The following is a 23,896-nucleotide window of genomic DNA, read 5'->3' as shown; positions in this document are numbered from 1 at the left end:
ACTTATTAACATCAATGTAATGGTTCAGCTTTTAATGAGTTGCTTTCAGTCTCTGGCTAACTCTCCCTGCAGTCCAAGCTTTATGACTATGTCCATATTAAACCACGCGCTTTTCAATTTTGCAAGTTACAATCCATAATTATTTCTGAAAGCGCAGGTTGGGTCCTGATAAAACCACCTCTCGTGCTAAAAAGCGAATGCGCTCCATAATCCGTGCTGCTTTCACCGGTTCTTGATCACCACGTTGGTTGACTGCCAAGTGCTTTTGTAAATCATTCATGGCAAAATTAGAGGAGAAAAAGGTCGGTAATTTCTCTTGCATCCGGTATTGTAAGATGACTCCTAAAACTTCATCTCGCACCCACGAACTCAATGAGTCAGCGCCAATATCATCCAACATCAAAATCGGTACCGCTTTGATTTCGTCAATCCGCGTTAAGACAGAATTATCAGAAATGGCATTCTTCATTTGCACCGCGAAAGTTGGAAAATGCATTAATAAAACTGCCACCTGTTGATTAACCAACTCTTTGGCAATCGCTCCCAATAAATAAGTTTTACCAACACCAAAATCTCCTGATAAATACAAGCCTGGTGTAAATTCATTTTTGGAATAATTCAAGACAAACTTCAAAGCAGCCATCAACGCCGTTTGGCGCCCACTAGCGCCCGTGCCAAAGTCAGTTAAATCCGCTTGCCGGATATCGCTTGCCATATCAATGGTCATAAAGTTTCGTTCAAAGCGTTGCTGCTTTTTTTGTGCTACCAATTGCGCATCAGGAGCATAGGTAACTTGAATCATTTGATTCTTAAAAATCAGCCGCGGCTGATAACCCGCAGCAAATTCTTGCATATGGCTTTTAGCTTGCACAAATTCATAAATAGCATCCAAGCCTTGTTGTAAAATTGGCTGGGTGATTTGGCCTTTGTGTGCCGTTAAAAAGTGTTGCACATCCTCATCGCTTAACGCTTTTCTTAATAAATCCTGATAATGATTTTGCCATTGGTGGCCTTTAATGATTTTGGCTAATGATTGCGATAACTTTTCCATTATCTAACCTCACTCAGAATGATCTTGTAACTGTCGCAATTGCCGTTGCATCTGCGCTAATTGTTCGGAATTAACCTGTTGACTTGGGGTTTTGGACCAATCAGTTCCGGACTCTTTTTTATTTGTGGTTGAACGTTTTTTCTTGGTTTGCTTTTGCGGAAAGTCCTGTAAATATTTAATTGCCTGTGGTGCGGTCTTAATTCCGTGCTGCACCCAATCATTAGCAATTTTTTCTACAAAACCTTGCGTTAAAGTAGGCGAATTATCCAAAACATAATTTACCAAAATGTTCACTACTTCTGCTGGTAAAACCATGCGTGCCTGTAATTTCCGCAAAATACTAGTTTCAGAACTACCCACAAAACCATTTTTTTGGTGCTTTTTATTAGCTAAAAACTCTGCCGGCGCTTGGTTCTGCGCGGCCTTGATTAATTTTTTTTGACTAGTGGATAAATTAGTCACCGGTGGCCTTTTAGCTGCGCTAGGCAAAGCTGCAGTCTTCAAATTAACCCGTTGTTCATATTGCTTTTGAATCAAGGACTTTAAACGACGCAAGTCAATTTGATCAGTTTGCACATTTAGCGTTTGCCCAATTGCCTGCGCTAATTCAACTTCGGATAAGCCATAGAAAGTATGCAAATTAAATAACTCTGACTGATTTTGATCAATTTGCTGGGGCGCAACGTGGTATGAACGCACAGTAATCTTTAAGAAATCCCAATCAAAAGTCGCTAATTCCGTCGGTCGATAATTGGGCTGATTAACAGTAGAAAGTTGAGCATCAGACTCAACTTTGGCATCTACTACTTTGTGAGACAGGTGAAATACTTCCAAAAAACTTTTCGTAATTTCTTTGGCTTGGTCTAAATTGCGGAGTTGAGGATGATACTTTTTAAATAACTGTTGAAAATCGGGTTGACCAATTTTTTCTTGTAAATAAGTGGTTAAAATACTATCTTGAAAAAAATTAGCACCTGCTAGTGGCCTTTGCAATTGATAGATTAAATAATCACCCCAACTATCTTTACTTTGAAAAGTCTGCAGTAAAGCGACGGCTTCTAATTTAATCCGCGCTTGATAAAAATGCTGGCTATCAAGATCCAATAAATTTAAAAGTTGAGAATGCGCTTTGCGCTGGGAAACTAAGGGGACTTGATGCTGCCACAATAACTGATACAAGCTCAAAGCATCACTCCCAATAATGGGTTGATATAAGTCAATTAAAACCTGATAATCCAATTGTGTGAGCGTACTACTACCAATTACCCAATAGCCCCACAGTGGATCAATCATCGCTTGCGTCATCGTCAGTTGTCTCGCTTTCTGCCTGATTTTTTTGAGCTAACATCATTTCTTGTACTTCCTGCATCAAACCGTTAATATCCTTAAACTGACGATAAACGCTGGCAAAGCGGATATAGGCAATATCATCGACACCGGCTAATTCTTGCATCACAAATTCACCAATTTGGCGCGAATTGATTTCACTTTCACCCGTTGCTTGGATCTTAGCTTCGACTTTACTAACTAATTGATTCATCGCCTCTAAAGTCACTGGTCTTTTTTCAGCGGCACGCACAATGCCCCGTAAAATTTTTTCACGACTAAATTCTTCACGATTACCATTCTTTTTGATGACCAAAACGGGAGTATGCTCAATCCGCTCAAAAGTTGTAAACCGATATCCACAATTTTCACATTCACGGCGCCGACGAATCACCCGGCCTTCGTCACTCGGGCGACTATCAATAACCCGAGAAGAATTTTTTTGACACTGAGGACAAATCATAATTTACTCCTTAATTACTTGTTGTAAAAACTGGTCAACTTGTTGCTGTAAGTGCTGCCAATCACCAGTATTATCAAGAACAAAATCGGCTAATTGACATTTTTGTTGAAGTGGTAATTGGCTTTTTATTCTACTACATGCTTGTTGAACTGTTAAATGATTTCTTTCTTGTAAACGTTGTAATTGAACTTGCTGGGTTACATAAACCACTAAAACTTGATCCACAATTTGTTCATAATGTTGCTCAAATAAAAGTGGAATTTCAAAGAAAACAGTTTGTGAAGTTGCTTGTGCTTGTTGAATTTGTCGTACCAATTCTTGACGAATTGCTGGTTGCACAATTTGATTTAAGCAATCCAATTGTTTCGCATCGGCAAAGACGATTTGCCCCAAAGCAGAGCGATTCAACTGCCCATCAGCAGTTAAAACCTGAGTTCCAAACTGTTGGACCACTTTTTTAAAAGCTGGCGTTTTGGTATCCAAGATTTGGTGAGCAATGTGGTCAGCATCAATTACTAAAAAGCCCGCTTGATTAAGTAATTGACGGACACTTGTTTTGCCACTCGCGATACCACCGGTAATTCCAATCGCACGCCCCATTAATTCAACCGTTGACAATGCGGGCAATAATGTGTTCCTCGGCCCGCCACGCGAATTTTTTCAATGGCCGTGCCACAACGTTGGCAGGGGTGGCCCTCTTGATCATAGACTTTTAATTGTAATTGAAATTGACCCTTTTGACCGGTAGCATCAACATAACTGCGAATCGTGGTTCCGCCAGCGGCAATGGCGGTTTTTATTTCATCCGCAATGGCCGGATATAATGCCTGTAATTGTTCGTCAGTTAATTGATTGGCTGGTTGCTCAGGATGAATTTTAGCCATCCATAAAACTTCATCGACATAAATATTACCTAAGCCTGAAACTACTTGCTGATCCAGTAACACAGCTTTAATATTTTTCTTTTTACGCTGTAAACCGCTAACCAATGAATCATAGGTATACTGCGGCGTTAAGGGTTCCGGACCTAGTTTAGCAATTCCTTTAGTGGTTAACTCATCAGTCCGGGGCACAACTTCCATGCGCCCAAATTTGCGAACATCACGATAACCTAAATACTGGCCATTGGCTAGTTCAAAAATAATATGCACATGCTTATCAAAATCACTTTTTTGATCCCGAACTTGATATTTACCTTCCATTCGTAAATGACTAATCATTGTCAAATCATTATCAAAATGAAATAGTAAATACTTAGCACGGCGCCCCACATCGGTAATCGTCGCTCCAATCAAATCTTTCTTAAATTCTGGTAAGGGATTGACGATAATTTTCGGATACAGCACCTCAATATTAACAATCTTTTGTCCTTTAACTAATTGATTTAAGCCTCGACGGACTGTTTCTACTTCTGGTAATTCTGGCATTATTTTATCCTTTCGCGTCAAACCATGTTTGACCAGCTGCTGATTCTACTTTCAAAGGTACATCCAACTTCACAGCGGTATCCATCACGTGTGGCACCAATTCTTGCAAAATGGGAATTTCCGTACTAGGAGCTTCAAAAATCAATTCATCATGCACTTGTAGTAACATTCGTGCCTGTAAATGTTGTTGTTGCAACTGCCGTTGCATATTAATCATGGCAATCTTAATAATATCAGCAGCGCTACCTTGAATCGGGGTATTCATGGCTGTCCGTTCCGCAAAAGATCGTAAGTGAAAATTCTTTGCATGAATATCTGGCAGATAGCGCCGGCGGTGCATAATTGTTTCGACATAACCATCTTCGCGGGCTTTTTGCACCATTTGATCCATGTATTGTTTCACTTTGGGATACTGTTCAAAATAGGCTTGAATGAACTCCGCCGCTTCACGGCGGGAAATGCCAATATTTTTGGCTAAGCCATAATCACTAATCCCGTAAACAATCCCAAAATTAGTTGCTTTGGCCTTCCGGCGCATATTCGCAGTCACATCATCAATACTATCCAAATTAAAAATTTTCATGGCCGTGTGCGCATGAATGTCATAATCAGCTTGAAAGGCTTGTTGCATATGCTCATCACCTGATAAATGAGCCAAAACCCGTAATTCAATTTGGGAATAGTCACTGGAAAATAATTGCCAAGATGACTCTTTAGGTACAAACGCTTTACGAATAGCACGTCCTTCATCACGCGCAGGAATATTTTGTAAATTGGGATCAATTGACGAAAGCCGTCCCGTTTGCGTCAGTGTTTGTAAATAACGAGTATGAACCCGGCCATCAGGGGCAATCGCACTTAATAAACCAAGCACATACGTTGATTGAATTTTGGCGACCTGGCGATATTCCAAAATATCCGCAATAATTGGTGCTTGATCTTTTAATTTTTCCAAAACATCTACAGAAGTGGAATAGCCCGTTTTAGTCTTTTTGATAGGCTTTAAGCCCATCTCTTCAAATAAAATTTTGCTTAATTGTTGCGAAGAATTAATGTTAAATTTTTGACCAGCTTTATCATAAATAGCTGCTTCTAAATTTGTTAACCGCTCATCTAATTGCACTTTCATCTGCTGTAAAGTGGTCGCGTCAACTTTAATTCCCGCAATTTCCATCTTCCCTAGAACTCGGGCTAGAGGTAATTCGATTTCATCAAACAATTGGTCTTGATCATGCTGTTGTAATTGCTGCGGCAATTGTGTTTGGAGATAATTCAAAGCCGCTACTTTATTGGCTAAATGATCGCATAATTTTTTATCTTCTGGAACAGCGCGCTTGGCACCTTTGCCGTATACCTCAACATCGGGTAATAAATCATTATAACCATAAGATTGGGCAATTTCACCTAAATCATTAGCGTTGTCATTTACATCAATCAAATAAGATGCTAGTAACCCATCAAAACTAACACCAGCCAACTGAATTTGATAACGGTTTAATGCTACTAAGTCTCTTTTATAATCGAAAACATATTTTTCCTGTTGCGGATCTTGGAGCCAGTCTTTCAATAGAGAATTTTGTAAAACTGCTATTTGATCAGTTACTAAAATCGTATCTTGATTGCCCAATGCAATGCCGATGACTGGTGCTTCATGATAATTATCATCTAACATTTCAATAATAATGCTAGCTGGTTGGTGATCCTGCATAAAACTAGCTAATGTTGCAGACGTCAATTCTTGATAAGCAGCTTGTTTTTTAGCTTCTTGGGCAATGGGATTTAGTGGAACATCCATTTTGTTCAAAAATGATTGAAAATTCAATTTACGATAAAATTCAATTAACATTTCCGTTTGATCGCCATCATAACTTAATTGATCAACAGAGATCGTCACTGGTGCTTGACAATCAATCGTTGCTAACTTTTTAGATAAAAAGGCCATTTCACGATCTTCTTGTAAATGTTCCTTGAGCTTACTGGTCTTCATAGTATCTAAGTTAGCGTATAAGTTTTCCATCGAACCATATTGCTTTAATAATTTCAGTCCAGTTTTTTCACCAACTTTATTAACCCCAGGATAATGGTCTGAAGTATCGCCCATCAAACCTTTTAAATCAATTAATTGTGTAGGAGTAATTCCTAATTTTTCTTGAAAATGCTCAGGTGTATAAAATTCTAAATCGGAAACACCCTTAATAGTTACCGCAACTGTAATTTGCTCCGTCACTAGTTGTGTCAAATCATGATCGCCGGTCACGACTAGCACCTCATAGCCCAAAGCTTGCGCTTGTTTGGCTACAGTACCAATAATATCATCAGCTTCATAATTAGCTAACTCATAAGTTTTAATGCCCCGGGCCACTAACAACTGCTTAATAAAAGGCAATTGTTCGCGAAACTCCGGTGGCATACTGGGACGATTTCCCTTATATTCCGAATACATTTTGGTGCGAAAAGTCGTTTTTCCTGCATCAAACGCAACCAACATTTCATCCGGCTGACTTTTAGTAAGAATCAAATCTAACATATTATTAAACGCATAAATGGCATTAGTATGCAATCCATCTGGCGTGACAAATTTATCTAGGACATTATGCATCGCAAAAAAAGCTCGAAAAGCAATGCTATTACCGTCTACTAAAACTAATTTTGTTGGTTTCATCATCGTACCTCATCTTCTAATACTTTAATTTTAACAAACTATTCGTTAAATAGATTTGAAAATACAAAAGAACTTGAAGATTTCTTTTTCAAAATAATAAAAAAAGATTGAAGCGAAAGCTAATCAACAGTTTTAATCCATTAACTTGAACTGTCTCAATGCTCGTTTCAATCTTCATTTTCAAATTTTAGCGTTGCGCTAATTGTTGCTCATAACTAACTTCATACTTTTGAATGTCACCTGCACCCATAAAGATGACCACAGCATCATGGTAGTCTAATAAAGGTTGCATCTGATCTTGGGTAATTACTTGCCCACCATGCTGTAATTGTGCTCCTAAATCTGCACTAGAAATTTGGCCTTGATTTTCCCGAATCGAACCAAAAATTTCCGTTAAAAAGACTTGATCTGCTAAATCCAAACTTTGCACAAATCCAGGTAATAATGCCAGCAAGCGACTATAGGTATGTGGTTGAAATACAACCAAAATTTGTTTATCTGGATACTGCTGGCGCGCTGCATCAATCGTGGCTTTGATTTCGGAAGGGTGATGAGCATAATCATCAATTACCACCATATCTGCCACTTTCTTTTCACTATAGCGCCGCTTGACACCGTGAAAACTTTGTAACTCTCGTTGAATCTCTGCCGGCGCAATCTTTTCTAAATAGCTGACACCAATTACCGCCAACGCATTTAAAATATTATGTTGACCAAATAATGGAATTTGAAATTGCCCCAAATTTTGCCCATGATACAGCACTTCAAAGCTGGAACCATGCGTCGTTTTTTGGATCTTAATTGCCTGAAAATCATCGCGATCATTCAAACCATAATAAAATAACTGTGTACCTTTAGGTGCTTGAATTTTCTGTAATAAAGGATCGTCACCCCAAGCAAAAATCGCCTTTTTGACTTGATTGGCTTCTTGTTGAAATGCTGAAAAGACATCATCAATGTCGGCAAAATAATCTGGGTGATCAAAATCAATATTCGTCATAATCAAATAATCCGGTGCATAATCCAAAAAGTGGCGCCGATATTCGTCAGCTTCAAAGACGAAAAATTGGCTTTGCCGGTCACCTTTCCCCGTACCATCACCAATTAAATAACTAGTAGGAGCTATTCCTTGTAAAACATGAGCTAATAGGCCCGTTGTACTAGTTTTACCATGAGCACCAGCTACCCCAATCGACGTATATTCATTCACCAACTTGCCCACCATTTGTGGATAAGTAAAGATTGGTAAATCTAATTTTTGGGCTTGCGCGACTTCCGGATTGTCATCACCAAAGGCATTTCCTAAAATAATCGTCAAACCGGGATGAATATTAGTTGCTGCAAAATCGGTAATCTGAATGCCCGCTTGTTGCAAACCAGTTTGCGTAAAAGTTTGTTTACTAATATCAGAACCTTCAACTTCATATCCTAAATCATGCAAGATTAACGCCAAGGCACTCATACCGGTTCCTTTAATACCGATAAAATGATAAATTGGTTGTTCCATTTGTTTACCTCTGCTGTAAAATTTACTTATTTCACAAAAATTTGGTTCAATTGGTCAAAGTCTAACGCTGAACCCGTAGGTACTTGGTCGTCTAAAACTAAAATGCCACGTTTTTGTGGGGCATTAGCTAAGGCTAGTTCACGAGGTGAACAAACCATTCCATTACTTTTGACACCTCGAAGAACACCTGGATAAATAATCTGGCCCGCGGGCATCATGGCTCCCACTTTGGCTACTGCAACTTTTTGATTAACGGCAATATTGGGCGCACCACAAACAATCTGCTCAACTTGACCTTGATCTAATTCAATTTGGCAAACATGCAAATGATCAGAATCAGGATGAGGGGTCATTTCTTTGACCAAACCTGCCACAAAATACTCAGTCGTATCTACTTCCAATTGCTCAGCAAAACCTGCGGCTTGTAACTGTTGATTTAACACTTGAATTTGTGGTGCAGTCAAATGAAACTGGCCCGCTGCTTGTGTACTTAAATTCAACTTGGCCAACACATCAAAGAAGTTATAGCCAATTACTTCATTTTGATCATTTAAAATTTGTACAATGTTACCCTTTTGTACTGTACTTTGCTCCGCAGTGTTGGCTCCTAAAATTATCAAAACTACGTCACCAAAAACTGCTGGATTGTAAACACTAATCTGCAATCGTTTCACCATATCTTTCCCAATTAAATTTTATTTATTTAAAGAATCCATAAAACTCTCTACTTGCGCCTTAGTTTTGCGCTCCTTGTTAACTAAACGTCCAATTTCTTGGCCATTAGAAAAAGCAACAAAGCTAGGAATACCCATAATTCCTAAGTCTTTGGCTAAGTCTAAGAATTGATCTCGATCAACTTGGATAAATTCATATTCTGGATAATCTTGTTCAATTGCTGGCATCTCGGGTTCAATAAATTTGCAATCAGGGCACCAATCGGCTTCAAAAAATAAAATAAATTTACCATCTTTCGTTAATTGTTCAATATTTGTTGTTGCTTGATCTTCTAGCTTTTTCATTGTCTTCAATTCCTTTCTGACCTATAAACTATATTACAAACTAAAAAAAAGTTGTCAATTACCAACGTTATTTATAATATAATGATAAAATAGATATATAAACTGAGGAGGTTAGATCTATGAGTTTAAAGGGATTAGTTAAATCAACCCTCGTTGCTTCAACAACAGCAGCTGTTGTCGGAGCTGGTGCTTTATACTTAATACATCAAATTGATAGTAAACAAGTAATTGAGCGAATTAAAAATAATTTAGGTTCTGATACCAACATTATTACTACTTGGGTTGAACCAATGTTCCAAAAAGTTAATGTTGAAGGCTCTGATACCTGGGCTTTAGTTGGTGGCGTTACTGCTGTGCAAGATGATGAAGAAGCACAATATCATTTTATTGCATCAGCTTTAACAGGACAACTATTAGACATTCAACGCGTTTAACTATTAAAAAAACACCACTGGAAAATTTCCGGATTGGTGTTTTTTATTACATAATCTGAATTTCATAACCACCAGTGCACAAAAACTACCAACTCTTCCTGTCAACTTGCAGTTAATTGACTTTGACTAAAAACTGACCGTTAATTAGGAAAATGTGCAACTAAATAATAAATGGGCTGGCCTTTTTGCGAAAATTTAGCTTCATATTCTGTCATAATATTATGTTCAGCCCACGGACTCTGATGGAGATTTAAGCTAATTTTATCAAATTGCATTCCATAATGATTGAAACTGCCTAAGGAGTATTCAAATAAACCTTGATTATCCGTTTTAAATTCTACAACACCGTGTGCCGGCAAAACCGATTGGTACAATTTCAAAAAATTGGGTGCCGTTAACCGACGTTTTTCATGGCGTGTCTTGGGCCACGGATCCGAAAAGTTTAAATATAATTTACTAATTTCTCCAGTAGCGAATAATTCTGGCAACTGCCGCCCATTAGCTACTAAAATTTGTAAATTAGGCAATTGTGCCTGCAACTGTTTCTTCAGAATCATCGCTGCAGCAACTGGTTGTAATTCCATTGCAATAAAATTTCGCTCTGGATTTTGTTGTGCCTTTGCAATAATAAATTGGCCTTTGCCTGAACCTAATTCTAATTCAATCGGCTGGTTCTTTGTAAACCGCTGTTGCCACTGTCCTTGAATACTTTGGGGCTCAGGTTCATTTAAAATCCATTCAGGATGTTCGGCAATCAAGCCTTGCACCCAAGGTTTGTTTCGTAAACGCATAACTACATAATTCCTATCTTTCCAAATTTTTTAATTGGTGTGGTAAATAAACTTTAAGCAAAAATATTACCATAATTAATCCGACTAAACCAGCAATGAGCGTTACTTGTTGCAGATGATAGACAATAACTAAAACTACTAATCCTAACAACCATTGGCTCATTAAAATTACACTGAGTAATGTTTGAAAATTATGCTGCTTTTGGTGTGTGCTCAACGGATAAATTTGAAATAAAACATTCGTATCATAACTTTTATATAGTGGCACCAATTGAAATTCGACTAAATATAAAAACAATGAACTCATGATGCTAATCAGCCAGACATTCTTCAAACAGGCAATTAATACCAAATCAACAATGGTTAAACGTAAAAATAAGCCACTATAGTCAGTATTACGTACAAAGCCGCGACTAAAAAGATAGAGACCACTCTGCGCCTGTTGCAATTTAATAGGACGATAAAGGCCATCTAACCAACGATAACGTCGTGATTTGCCCTTCATTCCTGGCACGTCGGTAAACAAATTATAAAATCTTTTCAGCTGGTAACTACGTTGCTGTTCTTGCTGCACTAAATAAGTCCACTGCAATGGCCGTTGATTTAAGAGTTGATGTAATTGATAAAAACTGAGCGCCGTTACGATTAAAGCTAAAAGAACACCGACTAACGGCAGCCAATACAAGGCCACAATCAAAACCACCACAAAACTAATGCAACTTTCCCACCACAGTTTAGCAGGTTGTTCCACATAATTACTAGCTAAGCGATTGTTAATCACGCCAATTTCCAAAATTAAAGTGGCCAATGCAATCAATACCACAGTGGTTGGCTTAAAACCCGCGCCCTTAGCCCAAAAAGGCGTCAAGAAAAAATTGACCAAAATTAAAGTCAAGCACGGTAACCACCAACTATAATTACGGGCCTTGACCAAATATTCGCGCAAAGCCACTTCTTTAGGTAATAAAAAAGTTGTATCCGCGGATTGCATTAACGTCGCCACTTTAAAAAATAATCCGCAAACCGTTAAGATAATAATACCTAAGGGTTTGACCCACCACGAATTTAACGTCAAATGAGTCAAAGCTTGTGAATACCAATAGCCAAAAGCGCCAATCATAAAGATAATGGCAATAATAAAATATTCATTAAAGACCAATTTTAAAAACTTGGCTTGTTCTTTTAAATGCTGTGTCAGGCGTTGTTGCCATAGAGATTTCATGCTAACTTAGCCCTCCTCAGCCAAACGTAAATACAAGTCACTTAAATTATCATCCTGCGCCCCAAATTGGGCTTTAATTTCAGCCAAGGTGCCTTGAGCTTTGACTTGACCATGATTTAACAAAAGGAAACGATCGGCACTTTGTTCAGCATTCGCCAAAATATGTGTGGACATTAAAATTCCCGCACCCGCTTGTTTTTTGGCTTGTACCAACTTCAATAAATCGTTCACAGCTAACGGATCTAAGCCTGTAAAGGGCTCATCAATAATAAATAGCTTCGCTTGAGTCATGAAAGCACAAACAATCATCACTTTTTGCTTCATTCCCTTAGAAAAATTGATCGGAAACCAATCTAACTTATCAGCTAAACGAAAAGTTTTGAGTAATTGGTTTGCATCTTGCCAAGCAGCTTCATGATTTAGATCATAAGCCATCATCGTTAACTCCAAATGTTCTTTCAGAGTTAACTCAGGATATAAGACTGGTAATTCTGGGACATACGCAATTTGGCTGCGGTAAGCGGTAATGTCTTGGTCTAATTGAGTGTCATTTAAACTAATCGTCCCTTTTTGTGGCTTTAACAAACCAATGACATGTTTAATTGTTGTTGATTTGCCGGCACCGTTTAAACCGATTAACCCTACCGTCTCTCCAGATCGCACTGTAAAACTTTCATCTTTGATCACCGGGATACGTCCATAGCCCCCAGTTAAATGCTCTACTACTAAAGCCATAAAATTTTACCTACCCTCTGTTATTGCTTTGTATTTATGATAGCATGAAATTAACCCGATATAATTTTTTATTCTTAAGGAGGAATAAATCATGACCAACCTAGATCCAAATTGTGTTTTTTGCAAAATTATTGCTGGGGAAATTCCCAGTCACACCGTTTATGAAGATGATGTCGTTAAAGCTTTCTTAGACTTATCACAAGTCACCCCAGGCCATGTTTTAGTTGTTCCCAAGCAACATATTAAAGATATTTTTGATTATGATAGCCAACAGGCCAGTTTGGTCTTTAGCCGAATTCCCAAAATTGCCCGCGCGATTAAACAACTTGATCCGAAAATTCAGGGCATGAATATTTGTATTAACAACGGCAAGATTGCTTATCAATCAGTCTTTCACTCCCACATTCATCTAATTCCGCGTTATAATGAAGAAGACGGCTTTTCTATGAAATGGGCAGACAATACTGATCAGTATGATGCTGCTAAGTTAGATCAGATCGCCACAACTATTCAAACGAATTTTGGAGATGAAGCATGAAAAGTTTTAACCTCGGTTTATTAACAGGCATTGGTTTATTCGCTGGAGCCAACAGAATTATGCAACAACAACGTCCGCGCATCGCTGCTTGGAAGAATTTAAATTTGGAACTCAAAAAATTGAAGCAACAATTAACTGACGAATCATTACCGATCCTCAAAGATTTACAAACCACTTTAATGCAGGGCAAAGAACCCATTGTTGCCGATTTGCAACAATTACAACAACAATTGAAACAGTTACAGCAAGATTTTCCGACTAAATTGTGATTTTTTAATGAATTTATAATTTAACTTGTAGGAAAAAGATAATAAATGTGTTATCTTTGTATTTGTTATCTTAATTCAAGATAAAATAAGATTGGATGTGTAAGTAGATTATGTCAAAAAAGTTTAGTAAATGGATCTTGACTTTAGTTGCCTTATTCTCCGTTACCTTAGTTGCTGGTTGTTCCGGCAATAAGGCTGTGGTAACTATGAAGGGTGGTAAAATCACTCAAGAACAGCTTTACCAAAAAATGAAAAAATCTCAAGCTGGACAACAGCAATTGCAACAAATGGTGATTGCTCAGGCTTTGAAGTCACAATATGGTAAACAAGTTAGCGATAAAGAAGTTAACAAAGAATTTAACCAATATAAGAATAAATATGGTTCTCAATTCAATACATTGTTACAACAAAATGGTATGGATGCGAGTGATTTCAAAGATACCATTCGGACCCAACTGTTAACCAAAGTGGCCATTCGCAAGGAAACCAACATTTCTAATGCGCAATTAAAGAAACAATGGGCAAAATATACACCAAAAGTTACAGTACAACATATCTTGGTTAAAGATGATGCAACAGCCAAAGAAGTAATCTCTAAATTAGATGCTGGTCAAAGCTTTGATAAATTAGCTAAGAAGTACTCCACAGATACTGGTACTAAGAATAAAGGTGGTAAATTACCAGCCTTCAATAACAATGACACTTCTTTAGATGCTAACTTTAAGAAAGCTGCTTTAAAATTAAAGCAAGGTCAATATACTAAAGAACCTGTCAAATCATCTTACGGTTACCATGTCATTAAGATGGTTAAGCGTCCAGCTAAAGGTACTATGAAGCAACATGAACAAACTTTGAAGAATCAAATTTATGCTTCTCGGATGAATGATTCAGCAACTATGCAAAAAGTGATCACGAAAGTCTTGAAGCGTTCTGATATTTCTATCAAAGATAACGACTTAAAGAACGTCTTGTCTGGATTCTTATCTAACAATAACAAGAAAGATAATGCTAAATCCACTAGTGGTTCTAAATAAGAGTTCTAAATATTAATTACAAAAAAACGCATTTCAGTGAACAAACTGCGATGCGTTTTTTTGTACGATAAAATCATTTAATTATAGCTTACCAGCTTCTTCAAAAAACATTGGGGGCAAAGTCTCAATTCAATGCCCTTTTTAATCCTTAGTGGTATGCTCAAGCGGACGATAGAAGCGCCGATTATCCAAGCCAAAAATCCGTTCACTAAATTCTCCGGGTTGAATTTTACGTTCAGCCTTGGTAACCATCGTAATCGTCGCATCCAATTCGTCCAGCGCATGTAAAATTTCCGCCTCTAATATTTGGGGACGCTTAGCTGAACCATATTCTAGCAAGCCATGATGCGCAATGACCATATGTCTTAATAAGACAATATCCTCTGCTTCGGTATCCAATTTTAATTGCTGACAAGCCGCCACAATTTCCGCATCCATAATCACTAGATGTCCTAACAAATTACCTTCAAGCGTGTATTGGGTATTAACAGCACCGCTTAATTCTCGAGTTTTACCCAAATCATGTAAAATGGTTCCCGCAATTAACAATGAACGATTAACTTGCGGATATTGCTGACAAACATTGTTAGCCAATCGCGCGATACTAACAGTATGAAAAGCCAAACCACCTGCATAATCATGATGATTGCTTTTAGCTGCAGGATATTCAAAAAAACTATCTTGGTGCTGATTAATTAAGTGCCGGACAATGCGATTCCAATGGGGTTGGGTAATTTCTAAAATTAATTCGTTAATTTGATCTTGTAACTCTTGTTTGCTTAATGGTGCATGCTGCATAAATTGCGAAACGGAATAGCTATCAGGTGGTGTCAACTTTAAACTTTCGATTTTGATTTGTAACATATTACGATAAGTTTCACACTGCCCCTTTAACTGGACAATTTGTCCCGCTACAAAATTCTGGGCATCTTCTGCACTAGCTTGCCAATATTTACCTGAAATTTTACCAGAAGTATCCGCAAATACTAAATCTAAAAATTGTTTACCATTCTTGGCAGTACGCACGTGCATTTGTTCAATTAAAACCGGAGCATCTATTGTATCGCCAGTGCGTAAAGCAGCTAATTTATCAGTCACTATGTTTCATCCTCTTTCTAATCTAAAATACAACAAAGAACACCCTAGCTTTTTGATTAAGCTTAGTTTAATAAACGTCACCATTAAATGCAATCGTCTAATCAGGTGACTAAACTATAAACTCAAGATAACAAAAAAACGATACCCACCAAGGTATCGTTTTTTGGGATTAACTATTATAAATATCAGCAATCGGTTTAGAGATGATTTTATTTAATTCTTCCATCATCGCATTAATTTTACGTTCTTGGTCCATCAATTTTTGTACAGAATCAAATTTAGCTAATTGACCAGACAGAGTTTGCAGTTGTTTAATTTCATCATCCGTAATTTCTTGGTTATTAACTTGCTTTTGCTGTAATTTATCCTGCATTGTTTGCATTTGTTGAAACATTTGGTAAGCCATCGGATCAGCTTTCATTTGATTAAAAGCAGCCTGTAATCCTAAAACTTCTTCTGATTGACGCAAATCTTTTTCTAATTGATTAGCAGTATCATACACATTAACCATACTAAATTCTCCTTATTATTCTTGGCCCCAGCGACCTTTTATCTGATTATACCATTGACTGACACTTTGTTTGGCATTATTAAAATTATTTATCGTATCTTGGACTTTGTGCTTCAAATTATCACCAAATCCTTGGGTCCAATTACCAGTTGCGTGATGTTTTTGCTGCTGCACCATTTGAGCAGCATCTTTGACTTCAAAACTAGTATTTTTAGTAGTCGGCAAAATATTCGTCATTTCATTCTTAAACAAGGGCCCAATTCCTTGCTCACTACCCTCTTGTAAAAAGTGTTGACGATCAGTTCGGTCAAATCCGACCCAAGTAGCCACAACAATATCCGGTGTATAACCCACCATCCATTGATCCTTCGTACCATTACCATAATCTTGTGGTACTTCTGTGGAACCAGTTTTGCCCGCTAATTGATAACCTGCTGGTTTAGCGACGGCGCCGGTTCCTTGATCATAGACATTCAGCAGCAAACTAGTCATTGTTTGCGCAGTCTTTTTACTCATAATCGGTTTAGACGCGGTTTGCTCATCTTGGCCAACCACGGCTCCCGTAGCATCCACAATTTTCGTAATAAAATGCGTACTAGCTAACTTACCATTATTCGCAAAGGCTGTATAAGCCCGCGCTATCTGATAAGGTGTCACTCCGGTCTGTAGTCCGCCTAAGGCTAAGGCTAAATTTTGATCACTTTTAGCCACTTTAATCCCAAAATTTTCCACTGAAGCGACGCCTTTTTTCACACCAATTTTATCCAGCAAAGCTACTGCTGGCACGTTTTCACTGTTACTGAGTGCTTGATATAATGGTAATTCAGTAGTATAAGAACCATCAGCGTTCGTCGGCGTATAGTGATTTTTACCGAAACTCGTCACTTGATTAGGCAATGGTGAATCAATCTTATAACCACTTTCAATGGCGGGGGTATAAACCGCTAATGGTTTAATTGTTGAACCCGGCTGCCGTTTCATTTGTGTAGCTCGATTAAGTTCACGAAAGACATGCGGACCACGTCCCCCAACAACTGCACTAACACCACCTGTTTGCGGGTTTAATGCAATAGAGGCACCTTGTGATAAAGTATTATCACTAGCGCTTTGCGGGAAGAGATAATCATTATCAAAACTAGCTTGCATCTTTTGTTGCACGGTTTGATCTAAGCTAGTATAAATCGTATAACCCTTATTTAAAATCTGATTTTCACTTAAGTGATAACGACTTTCTGCTTCAGAAATGACCGCATCAAAATAAGAAGGATAGCGATAACCACTTTGTTTATGATAACCATCATCTAAACTTAAGGCCGTTTGTTGATTAATCTGGGCTTGTTGCTTCGACAAAGTCTTGTTAGTCACCATTAAATTCAGAATTAAATTGCGGCGAGCTTTAGAATTATCTGGATGGCGATACGGATCATAAAAACTGGGATTACGTAACATAGCCGCTAAAGTGGCTGCTTGTGCTGGCGATAATTCACTGGCCGATTCAGCAAAATATTTTTTGGAAGCATCTTCGACTCCCCACACCCCATTACCAAAATAAGCATTGTTTAAATACATGGAAAGGATGTCTTGTTTACTATAAACACGATTTATTTCAACGGCTAAGAAAAATTCTTCTGCTTTCCGAGTTAAAGTTTGTTTTTGCGTTAATAAAGCATTTTTCGCTAATTGTTGTGTCAAAGTACTACCACCACCCACAATTTGATGGTGAAGTAATAAGCCAATCGCCGAACGAGCATAACCTTTCAGACTAAAACCATGATTGGTCCAAAAAGTGCGGTCTTCAGTAGCAATTACCGCATTTTGCATATTTTTTGAAATATGCCGCAAACCAACATACGTTCCTTTTTGTGAATACAACGAACCAGCTTTATGATTGTCGACGTCCATAATAGTGGTTGTCGTTTGTAAAGAAGCTTTTAAATGACTCACGTTAGCAGTTTTCGCCTTAAAAGTTAAAATTGCACTAAAAACCAAAAAAATGGTCATCGTAATTAACAATAACCACCGTAACAAGTGGAATCGTTTCGTTATATAATGGAGTCCGTGACCAATTTGTGCCAATAAATACTTGATTCCGGCAGACCAGTCAAATTTTTCACTGTGTTTCATCGTATCCCTCAAACCTAATTTTTTCAAAAAATGGAGTAACTCATTGATATTAGAACGTCATTTAATTCTACAACATGCACCGCAAGTTTTCACTATTCGTCAATTGTTAAACAATTGGTATTTACCACGTAAGTGGCAGCACGAACTACGAACACAGCGTTCAATTTTTGTGAATCATCATTATCGTTATTTCAATCAATTAGTTCATAATGGCGAACAAATTGATTTGGCCTTTAATACCAACCTCACGCCGCAACATTATTCAGCCCAATTGACAACCAATTGTCCAATTATTTTTCAAAATTCAGATTTAGTTATTGTTGATAAACCTGCCGGTATTAAAACACATCCCAATCAACCCTTAGAAACTCATACTTTATTTAACCATTTAGCCGCTATTTTGCCAAGCCCACCACTTATGTTACACCGGCTAGATATGTTGACTAGTGGGTTAATCATGGTTGGGCAGGATCCTTTAATCGTCCCTATTATTGAGCGTCAATTAGCCTTGAAACAACTCCAACGCACTTATGTGGCCGTGATTCCTTATCGTTCCACTTTACCCTCAACTCAAACTATTACTGCTCCCATTGGCCGTGATCCTTTAGATCCTCGCAAACGACGCATTGATCCCAAAGGCCAATTTGCTAGCACACATTATCAAATCTTACAACATAATAAAAACTGGGCTTTAGTGCAACTACAATTAACAACGGGGCGAACCCATCAAATTCGCGTTCACTTACAAGCTGTAGGAGTGGGAATTCTAGGTGATCCCTTGTACAGTCCACTGAAAGCTTCCAGAATGTATTTACATGCTTACCAATTACAATACCAAAAACCCTTTGATTGGCAAACACAGACAGTTACCACCAAAATTCCGCCAGATTTTTTAGACTTAACTAGTTAATTAGATAAAATGCGGTTAGGACCAAAGTCATAGAGCAATCAACTACCAACTGCAATAAATTTTAAAAAAGAATTTTATTTTGTAGTTTAGCATTTTTAACAACAAAAATTTGAATTTTGAAGTATTTAAAAAAACTAGTCTTAATTGTAGACTAGTTTTTTATCCCAATCACCCTTAATTTTACATTATATTTTGCTGCTTAGATAAAGTTTTTAATTACATTTCATCAGGTGCTTTAACCCCTAATAAGTCTAAGGCAGCTGCCAAAACCCAAGCTAGTGCTTGCACCAAGTTTAAGCGTGCTTGCAATTGGTCATCATCCACTAAAACTTTGTTATGAGCATAATAATGGTTAAACGACTTAGCCAACTTTAATGCATACTTGGCAATGACTGAAGGTTCTTTTTGTTGAGCAGCTTGTTGAATCGTTTTAGGAAAATTGGCTAAGGTTAAGACGATGTCCCAAGCTTCATCATTTAAAGTGGCGGCTGTTATTTCTGTAGTTTGGGCTTGATAATCTGCCTTACGTAAAATACTCATTGCTCGTGCATGAGTATATTGAACGTAAGGGCCAGTCTCACCTTCAAAACGCACGACTTCATCTAATTGAAAATCAAAATTATCGGTCCGATTATTTTTTAAATCATGAAAAATTACAGCACCGACACCAACTTCTTGAGCGACCTGCTCTGGATTAGCTAAGTTAGGATTTTTTTCGGCAATTTGTTTTTGGGCCAATTGCACCGAATCATGCAACACGTCTTCTAATAAGATCACCCGGCCTGCTCGTGTAGATAATTTTTTACCACCCGAAGTGATTAAACCAAACTTAATATGTTCAATATCTTTTGCCCAATCAAAGCCCATTTTAGCTAATACTGCTTTTAATTGTTCAAAGTGCACACTCTGTTCACTACCAACAACATAAAAAGCTTTATCAAAATCGTAAGTTCGCTTACGGTATAAAGCCGCTGCTAAATCACGTGTAATATACAAAGTAGCCCCATCAGACTTTTTAATCATCGCTGGTGGTAATTGTTCACCTAAATCAACAATCTCGGCCCCTTGGCTTTCTTGCAATAGACCTTTTTGTTCCAATAAATCAACAATTTCGTCCATTTTATCATTATAAAAGGCTTCACCCTTATAAGAGTCAAAGCTAATTCCCAATTCGTCATAAACTTTGGTAAAAGCTTTGAGTGATTCTTCGCGGAACCACTGCCACAAATGCGTAGCCTCAGCATCACCATTTTCCAATTTTTTAAACCATTCTCGCGCTTCATCATCTAATTCAGGGTGTTCTTGATCTAATTGATGAAACTTAACATAATATTTTTGTAAATTGGTAATCGGATCAGCTTTAACTTCTGCTTCAGAACCCCATTTTTTGTAAGCCACCATTAGTTTACCAAATTGCGTGCCCCAATCACCCAAGTGGTTAATCTTAATCGGTTGATAACCTAACTTGGCTAAAATTTTGGCCAAAGAATTACCAATTACAGTGGAACGTAAATGGCCCATCGACATCGGTTTTGCAATATTAGGTGATGACATATCAATCACCATCTTTTGTTGGTTGCCCTGTTTCGTTGCACCATAATTCAATTGTTCATTAAGAATTTGTTGCAGAGTCGTTTGTGCTACGGCTGGACGCTGTAAAAAGAAGTTGACATAAGGTCCTTTAGCCTCCACCTTAGCAAAGACATTTGGATCAATTTGTTTGACTAAATCTTGCGCAATGACCACTGGTGATTGATGTAACTGTTTGGCTAATTGAAAAGTTGGAAAAGCAAAATCACCCATTTGCGTATTTTTCGGCACTTCAATCAAATTCAAAATTTGGTCAGCAGTCAAATCACTGTTCGTTAAATTTGGTTGCAAGGCTTCTTGGATGCTTACTTTGGCTTGTTGTAAATCCATAATTATCTGATCCTCCATAACATAAAAAAAGCTCTTTCATATTAAATATGAAAGAGACGAGTTAACCCGCGGTACCACTCTAATTGATTAGTAATCCACTTTAATTTAAACATATTTTAAAAAACACAAAGACACGACGGTACTTGACTGTAGCCTTTTCACACTCACAAGACCTCACTAAAACAACCAAATGTACCTTAACTCTCTGCAAAACTCATTTTAAAGGATTCAAGTTAAATTTTCAAGCAACGGTAAAAATTAGTAACCTTTAAAATAGTTTTTAATTAATGTTTTAAATGCATAATAGCTTCTTGAATTGTCTTGCCTTGTCCACTGACATTTCTGCTGGGATCAACGGCAATGAACGTTTGTGAAGCTGTATCAAGTTGAATGCGTAATTTTTTCATGCTCATTACCTCCTAGATATAATTCTGCTTATTCTACTCAGAACATATTAGGATGTCAAGCAAAAACATTTGAACTATTTTATTGAACTTGTACAGCAACTTTTGCTAAAGCTTCCAAACTATCAGCAACGTCTTGCCAATTATCCTCGAAAGGCCCATAAGCTGTCTGAATCAAAGTATTGGTCGGCAAAGCGGGACACTCATTTTCACCGTTAGTACCCCAATTCTGCCAACCGGAATTAGGACGTTGAACAATTTGAAAAGCACCGGCTGCTTGCGCAGTTTGCCAAATCATTGCTTGATGCGTTTGCGTATTAATTTCGGCTGATTTAGTTGCTGGTCCCGCAAAGATAGTTTGATCAGCTACCTGGCTAACATCGACTGGTTGCTGTGAATAAGTCCATGGTCGATCGTTAGTTTCGGCTTCTACAAATGCTTGAGCTCGAATATCTGCCAATTGTGCTTCATCTTCCGAGAGCTCCAAAGCATTTTCCCAAACTGAAAACAACCGCCAATATAAATCCCAATGTGCTGATGCCATATCGCCAGTCAACAAAGACCGAAACTTTTCAAAAGCTGTTCCTCGCGTTTGACCATCATTAACTAACGTTTGAACCTTATCAGCCAAATCATTGGCATACGGATCACCGGCACGATACCAAACGCCACTATCGGTAATAAAGCGATCAAACACTTGATGACCGATTCCACTTTCAAATTCATCACCGACGGTAATCTTATCAGTAATGGAACGGTGATTAACTGTTGTTTGAAAATGATCCACATGGTAAACCCGTGAAAAGAACGGAACATTATAATAAAAAGACCAATCCAAGCTAAAATGCTTACCATATAGTTCCGGTTTTAACCCGTCAGGAATTCTGCCAGATAGACGGTATTTTTTAAAAATTGGGCCGTCTTCCAAAGCCTGAATATCTACAATCAAGTGTTCCGCAGGATTGATTAAACCATTATCAGGGGTAAAGAATGGACCATAAAATCCGCCCATCGCATTATTACCTGATGGCAATAAATCTTTGTCTTCCTGAACTGATTTAAAATGACGTAACCCCCATTTGGAGGAACCCTCTCCCTGAGCATTACCACGGCACAATTCCAAATCAAAAACACCTGTATTCAAATGAACATAAGTATCCGTCTCTTGAGTTGATGTGATCTCCTGAATACCATCTACTTCACTAGGCTCCAAGACATGATCTAATTGCAGTTGAACATCACCTTGTGCAAAAGACACTATTGCTATAAATTTATCAGTTTCTTTTTGTAAGCGTTGACAAATAATTTCATGATTTTCTTGATCATGAGCTAACCACAAATCGCCTGAGAGATCTTCTGTAACTGAAAAAACAACTGGCACATTAATTTTGATTTTTTTAGAGGTATCACTAATTTTAATAGTTTTCATAACTAATCCTTTCTAAATTATTTTTATAAAGCTGTTAAGAAAGTAATCAAACCAAAAATTACTCCCGCACCATTACACAATGCTAGTGGAATATCACGATCTTTTTTGCATAGTGCATATATTACCCACAACAATGTGTTAAAAGCTGTTGCCAACGGTTGAATCGGACTTCCTTTCACACCGTGTAAATTGTTAATAATTTGTGGAATATACGCTACGTACATAATAATGGCAGTTATAGAAGCAATCCATCCTAAAACAGTAATGACTTTCTCAAATTTCAAATAAACATCTCCCGTGATAGATCTTTTGGTAGCGCTTTTATTTTAAGCGTAATTTCATCATAGTGCATATTGTTTAAATTAGCAAATAGCAATACTTTGATTTCACAATTGTACTTATAGAATAAAATTTGTTTTATTTTTACAATCAATGAGTTTTAATAAAAATAGTTGTTTTATTGCTAAATCTTTAAGGGTACAAAAACGCTACACAAAAGCATCACTGCCAAGCACTTGTTTTTCTATTGCTAAATCTTTAAGGGTACAAAAACAGAGAGTATTAGTGATGATAGAAAGATAGTGTTTTTCTATTGCTAAATCTTTAAGGGTACAAAAACAGGCAAAGCTCAGCCACAAATGGGTTACAGTTTTTCTATTGCTAAATCTTTAAGGGTACAAAAACTTGTTATCATGGCTTCTTGCCCATTTCATGGTTTTTCTATTGCTAAATCTTTAAGGGTACAAAAACAACAAACAAGTTTTAGCTTGTGATTATGGAGTTTTTCTATTGCTAAATCTTTAAGGGTACAAAAACTATGGGCATTGAATCCTACTCGGAGTTTGGGTTTTTCTATTGCTAAATCTTTAAGGGTACAAAAACGTCCTGAAGAAGAGAGTTGAACGCTCTCTTGTTTTTCTATTGCTAAATCTTTAAGGGTACAAAAACACACAAGGTCTGCAAAAAGAAGAAACTGCTGTTTTTCTATTGCTAAATCTTTAAGGGTACAAAAACGGCTTCAC

General features: G+C 37.5%; 24 protein-coding genes and 1 CRISPR repeat array (1 of these 25 only partly in view). Of the genes, 5 read left to right on the top strand and 19 right to left on the bottom strand.

Annotated elements, in window-relative coordinates:
* Positions 1-139: 139 nt before the first annotated feature.
* The 9 genes from dnaI to AC3B6B_RS05880 all read right to left on the bottom strand — a co-directional run bounded on the left by dnaI (position 140) and on the right by AC3B6B_RS05880 (position 9,455).
* Positions 140-1,051, bottom strand: coding sequence for a primosomal protein DnaI (dnaI, locus tag AC3B6B_RS05920; RefSeq protein WP_489757765.1), 912 nt, complete (start codon positions 1,049-1,051; stop codon positions 140-142).
* Between the two features lie 9 nt (positions 1,052-1,060).
* Positions 1,061-2,356, bottom strand: coding sequence for a DnaD domain protein (locus AC3B6B_RS05915; RefSeq protein ID WP_489757764.1), 1,296 nt, complete (start codon positions 2,354-2,356; stop codon positions 1,061-1,063).
* Positions 2,337-2,840: a transcriptional regulator NrdR gene (gene nrdR, locus AC3B6B_RS05910; RefSeq protein ID WP_489757763.1), complete on the bottom strand. Its 504-nt coding sequence runs from the start codon at positions 2,838-2,840 to the stop codon at positions 2,337-2,339. The genes AC3B6B_RS05915 and nrdR overlap by 20 nt, the downstream gene beginning before the upstream one ends.
* 3 nt (positions 2,841-2,843) lie before the next feature.
* The gene (gene coaE / locus AC3B6B_RS05905) at positions 2,844-3,467 is read right to left on the bottom strand and encodes a dephospho-CoA kinase (RefSeq protein ID WP_489757762.1); all 624 of its coding nucleotides are present in this window, start codon (positions 3,465-3,467) and stop codon (positions 2,844-2,846) included.
* Positions 3,440-4,267, bottom strand: coding sequence for a bifunctional DNA-formamidopyrimidine glycosylase/DNA-(apurinic or apyrimidinic site) lyase (gene mutM, locus AC3B6B_RS05900; RefSeq protein ID WP_489757761.1), 828 nt, complete (start codon positions 4,265-4,267; stop codon positions 3,440-3,442). The genes coaE and mutM overlap by 28 nt, the downstream gene beginning before the upstream one ends.
* Positions 4,268-4,271: 4 nt before the next feature.
* Positions 4,272-6,932 (bottom strand): DNA polymerase I, encoded by a 2,661-nt coding sequence (gene polA / locus AC3B6B_RS05895; protein ID WP_489757760.1) that lies wholly within the window; start codon positions 6,930-6,932, stop codon positions 4,272-4,274.
* A gap of 184 nt (positions 6,933-7,116) precedes the next feature.
* On the bottom strand, positions 7,117-8,436 hold the full coding sequence (murC, locus tag AC3B6B_RS05890; RefSeq protein WP_489757759.1) for a UDP-N-acetylmuramate--L-alanine ligase: 1,320 nt from the start codon (positions 8,434-8,436) through the stop codon (positions 7,117-7,119).
* A 26-nt stretch (positions 8,437-8,462) separates the two neighbouring features.
* The gene (gene ytpR, locus AC3B6B_RS05885) at positions 8,463-9,113 is read right to left on the bottom strand and encodes a YtpR family tRNA-binding protein (protein ID WP_489757758.1); all 651 of its coding nucleotides are present in this window, start codon (positions 9,111-9,113) and stop codon (positions 8,463-8,465) included.
* A gap of 18 nt (positions 9,114-9,131) precedes the next feature.
* Positions 9,132-9,455 (bottom strand): thioredoxin family protein, encoded by a 324-nt coding sequence (locus tag AC3B6B_RS05880; RefSeq protein WP_489757757.1) that lies wholly within the window; start codon positions 9,453-9,455, stop codon positions 9,132-9,134.
* Between the two features lie 119 nt (positions 9,456-9,574).
* On the opposite strand from AC3B6B_RS05880, the gene AC3B6B_RS05875 reads away from it, so the two are divergent.
* Positions 9,575-9,889: a hypothetical protein gene (locus tag AC3B6B_RS05875; RefSeq protein WP_489757756.1), complete on the top strand. Its 315-nt coding sequence runs from the start codon at positions 9,575-9,577 to the stop codon at positions 9,887-9,889.
* A gap of 140 nt (positions 9,890-10,029) precedes the next feature.
* Here the strand turns inward: AC3B6B_RS05875 and trmB are convergent, their stop codons facing one another.
* Genes trmB through AC3B6B_RS05860 form a run of 3 tightly spaced genes read right to left on the bottom strand, consistent with a single transcriptional unit; the run spans position 10,030 to position 12,637 of the window.
* Complete coding sequence (gene trmB, locus AC3B6B_RS05870) at positions 10,030-10,680, bottom strand: tRNA (guanosine(46)-N7)-methyltransferase TrmB (RefSeq protein ID WP_489757755.1); 651 nt, start codon at positions 10,678-10,680, stop codon at positions 10,030-10,032.
* A 13-nt stretch (positions 10,681-10,693) separates the two neighbouring features.
* Entirely contained in the window at positions 10,694-11,902 is a 1,209-nt protein-coding gene (locus AC3B6B_RS05865) for an ABC transporter permease (RefSeq protein ID WP_489757754.1), read from the bottom strand.
* 6 nt (positions 11,903-11,908) lie between these two features.
* Positions 11,909-12,637 (bottom strand): ABC transporter ATP-binding protein, encoded by a 729-nt coding sequence (locus AC3B6B_RS05860; RefSeq protein WP_489757753.1) that lies wholly within the window; start codon positions 12,635-12,637, stop codon positions 11,909-11,911.
* Positions 12,638-12,728: 91 nt separating this feature from the next.
* Between AC3B6B_RS05860 and AC3B6B_RS05855 the strand changes: the two genes are divergently transcribed.
* The 3 genes from AC3B6B_RS05855 (at position 12,729) to AC3B6B_RS05845 (ending at position 14,478) form a co-directional block, all read left to right on the top strand.
* Positions 12,729-13,175, top strand: a complete 447-nt coding sequence (locus AC3B6B_RS05855) for an HIT family protein (protein ID WP_489757752.1) — start codon at positions 12,729-12,731, stop codon at positions 13,173-13,175.
* Positions 13,172-13,444, top strand: coding sequence for a hypothetical protein (locus tag AC3B6B_RS05850; protein ID WP_489757751.1), 273 nt, complete (start codon positions 13,172-13,174; stop codon positions 13,442-13,444). The genes AC3B6B_RS05855 and AC3B6B_RS05850 overlap by 4 nt, the downstream gene beginning before the upstream one ends.
* Before the next feature lie 110 nt (positions 13,445-13,554).
* Positions 13,555-14,478 (top strand): peptidylprolyl isomerase, encoded by a 924-nt coding sequence (locus AC3B6B_RS05845; RefSeq protein ID WP_489757750.1) that lies wholly within the window; start codon positions 13,555-13,557, stop codon positions 14,476-14,478.
* A 141-nt stretch (positions 14,479-14,619) separates the two neighbouring features.
* On the opposite strand, the gene AC3B6B_RS05840 is transcribed toward AC3B6B_RS05845, so the two are convergent.
* The 3 genes from AC3B6B_RS05840 to AC3B6B_RS05830 all read right to left on the bottom strand — a co-directional run bounded on the left by AC3B6B_RS05840 (position 14,620) and on the right by AC3B6B_RS05830 (position 18,211).
* Positions 14,620-15,576 (bottom strand): 3'-5' exoribonuclease YhaM family protein, encoded by a 957-nt coding sequence (locus AC3B6B_RS05840; protein WP_489757749.1) that lies wholly within the window; start codon positions 15,574-15,576, stop codon positions 14,620-14,622.
* 169 nt (positions 15,577-15,745) lie between these two features.
* Positions 15,746-16,087, bottom strand: a complete 342-nt coding sequence (locus tag AC3B6B_RS05835) for a YlbF family regulator (protein ID WP_489757748.1) — start codon at positions 16,085-16,087, stop codon at positions 15,746-15,748.
* A gap of 15 nt (positions 16,088-16,102) precedes the next feature.
* Positions 16,103-18,211: a transglycosylase domain-containing protein gene (locus tag AC3B6B_RS05830; RefSeq protein WP_489757747.1), complete on the bottom strand. Its 2,109-nt coding sequence runs from the start codon at positions 18,209-18,211 to the stop codon at positions 16,103-16,105.
* Positions 18,212-18,254: 43 nt separating this feature from the next.
* Between AC3B6B_RS05830 and AC3B6B_RS05825 the strand changes: the two genes are divergently transcribed.
* Positions 18,255-19,121 carry an RluA family pseudouridine synthase gene (locus AC3B6B_RS05825; protein ID WP_489757746.1) on the top strand — a complete coding sequence of 289 codons (867 nt, stop codon included), beginning with the start codon at positions 18,255-18,257 and terminating at the stop codon, positions 19,119-19,121.
* A gap of 216 nt (positions 19,122-19,337) precedes the next feature.
* Here AC3B6B_RS05825 and argS read toward each other — a convergent pair whose 3' ends face one another.
* From argS to AC3B6B_RS05805, 4 genes are all read right to left on the bottom strand, one after another.
* Positions 19,338-21,041 carry an arginine--tRNA ligase gene (gene argS, locus AC3B6B_RS05820; RefSeq protein WP_489757745.1) on the bottom strand — a complete coding sequence of 568 codons (1,704 nt, stop codon included), beginning with the start codon at positions 21,039-21,041 and terminating at the stop codon, positions 19,338-19,340.
* Between the two features lie 284 nt (positions 21,042-21,325).
* Positions 21,326-21,448, bottom strand: coding sequence for a hypothetical protein (locus AC3B6B_RS05815; RefSeq protein ID WP_489757744.1), 123 nt, complete (start codon positions 21,446-21,448; stop codon positions 21,326-21,328).
* A 79-nt stretch (positions 21,449-21,527) separates the two neighbouring features.
* A complete protein-coding gene (locus AC3B6B_RS05810; RefSeq protein ID WP_489757743.1) occupies positions 21,528-22,874 on the bottom strand; it encodes a hypothetical protein in 1,347 nt (448 codons plus the stop codon).
* A 23-nt stretch (positions 22,875-22,897) separates the two neighbouring features.
* Complete coding sequence (locus AC3B6B_RS05805; protein ID WP_489757742.1) at positions 22,898-23,158, bottom strand: SemiSWEET family transporter; 261 nt, start codon at positions 23,156-23,158, stop codon at positions 22,898-22,900.
* A 167-nt stretch (positions 23,159-23,325) separates the two neighbouring features.
* A CRISPR array of direct repeats spans positions 23,326-23,896; the repeat unit is 36 nt; unit sequence GTTTTTCTATTGCTAAATCTTTAAGGGTACAAAAAC; it runs 454 nt beyond the window's last position.

This window comes from Bombilactobacillus sp. ESL1197 (assembly GCF_058107145.1).
Note: the sequence above shows the minus strand (reverse complement) of the source record. Positions and strands in the feature narration are given on the sequence as shown.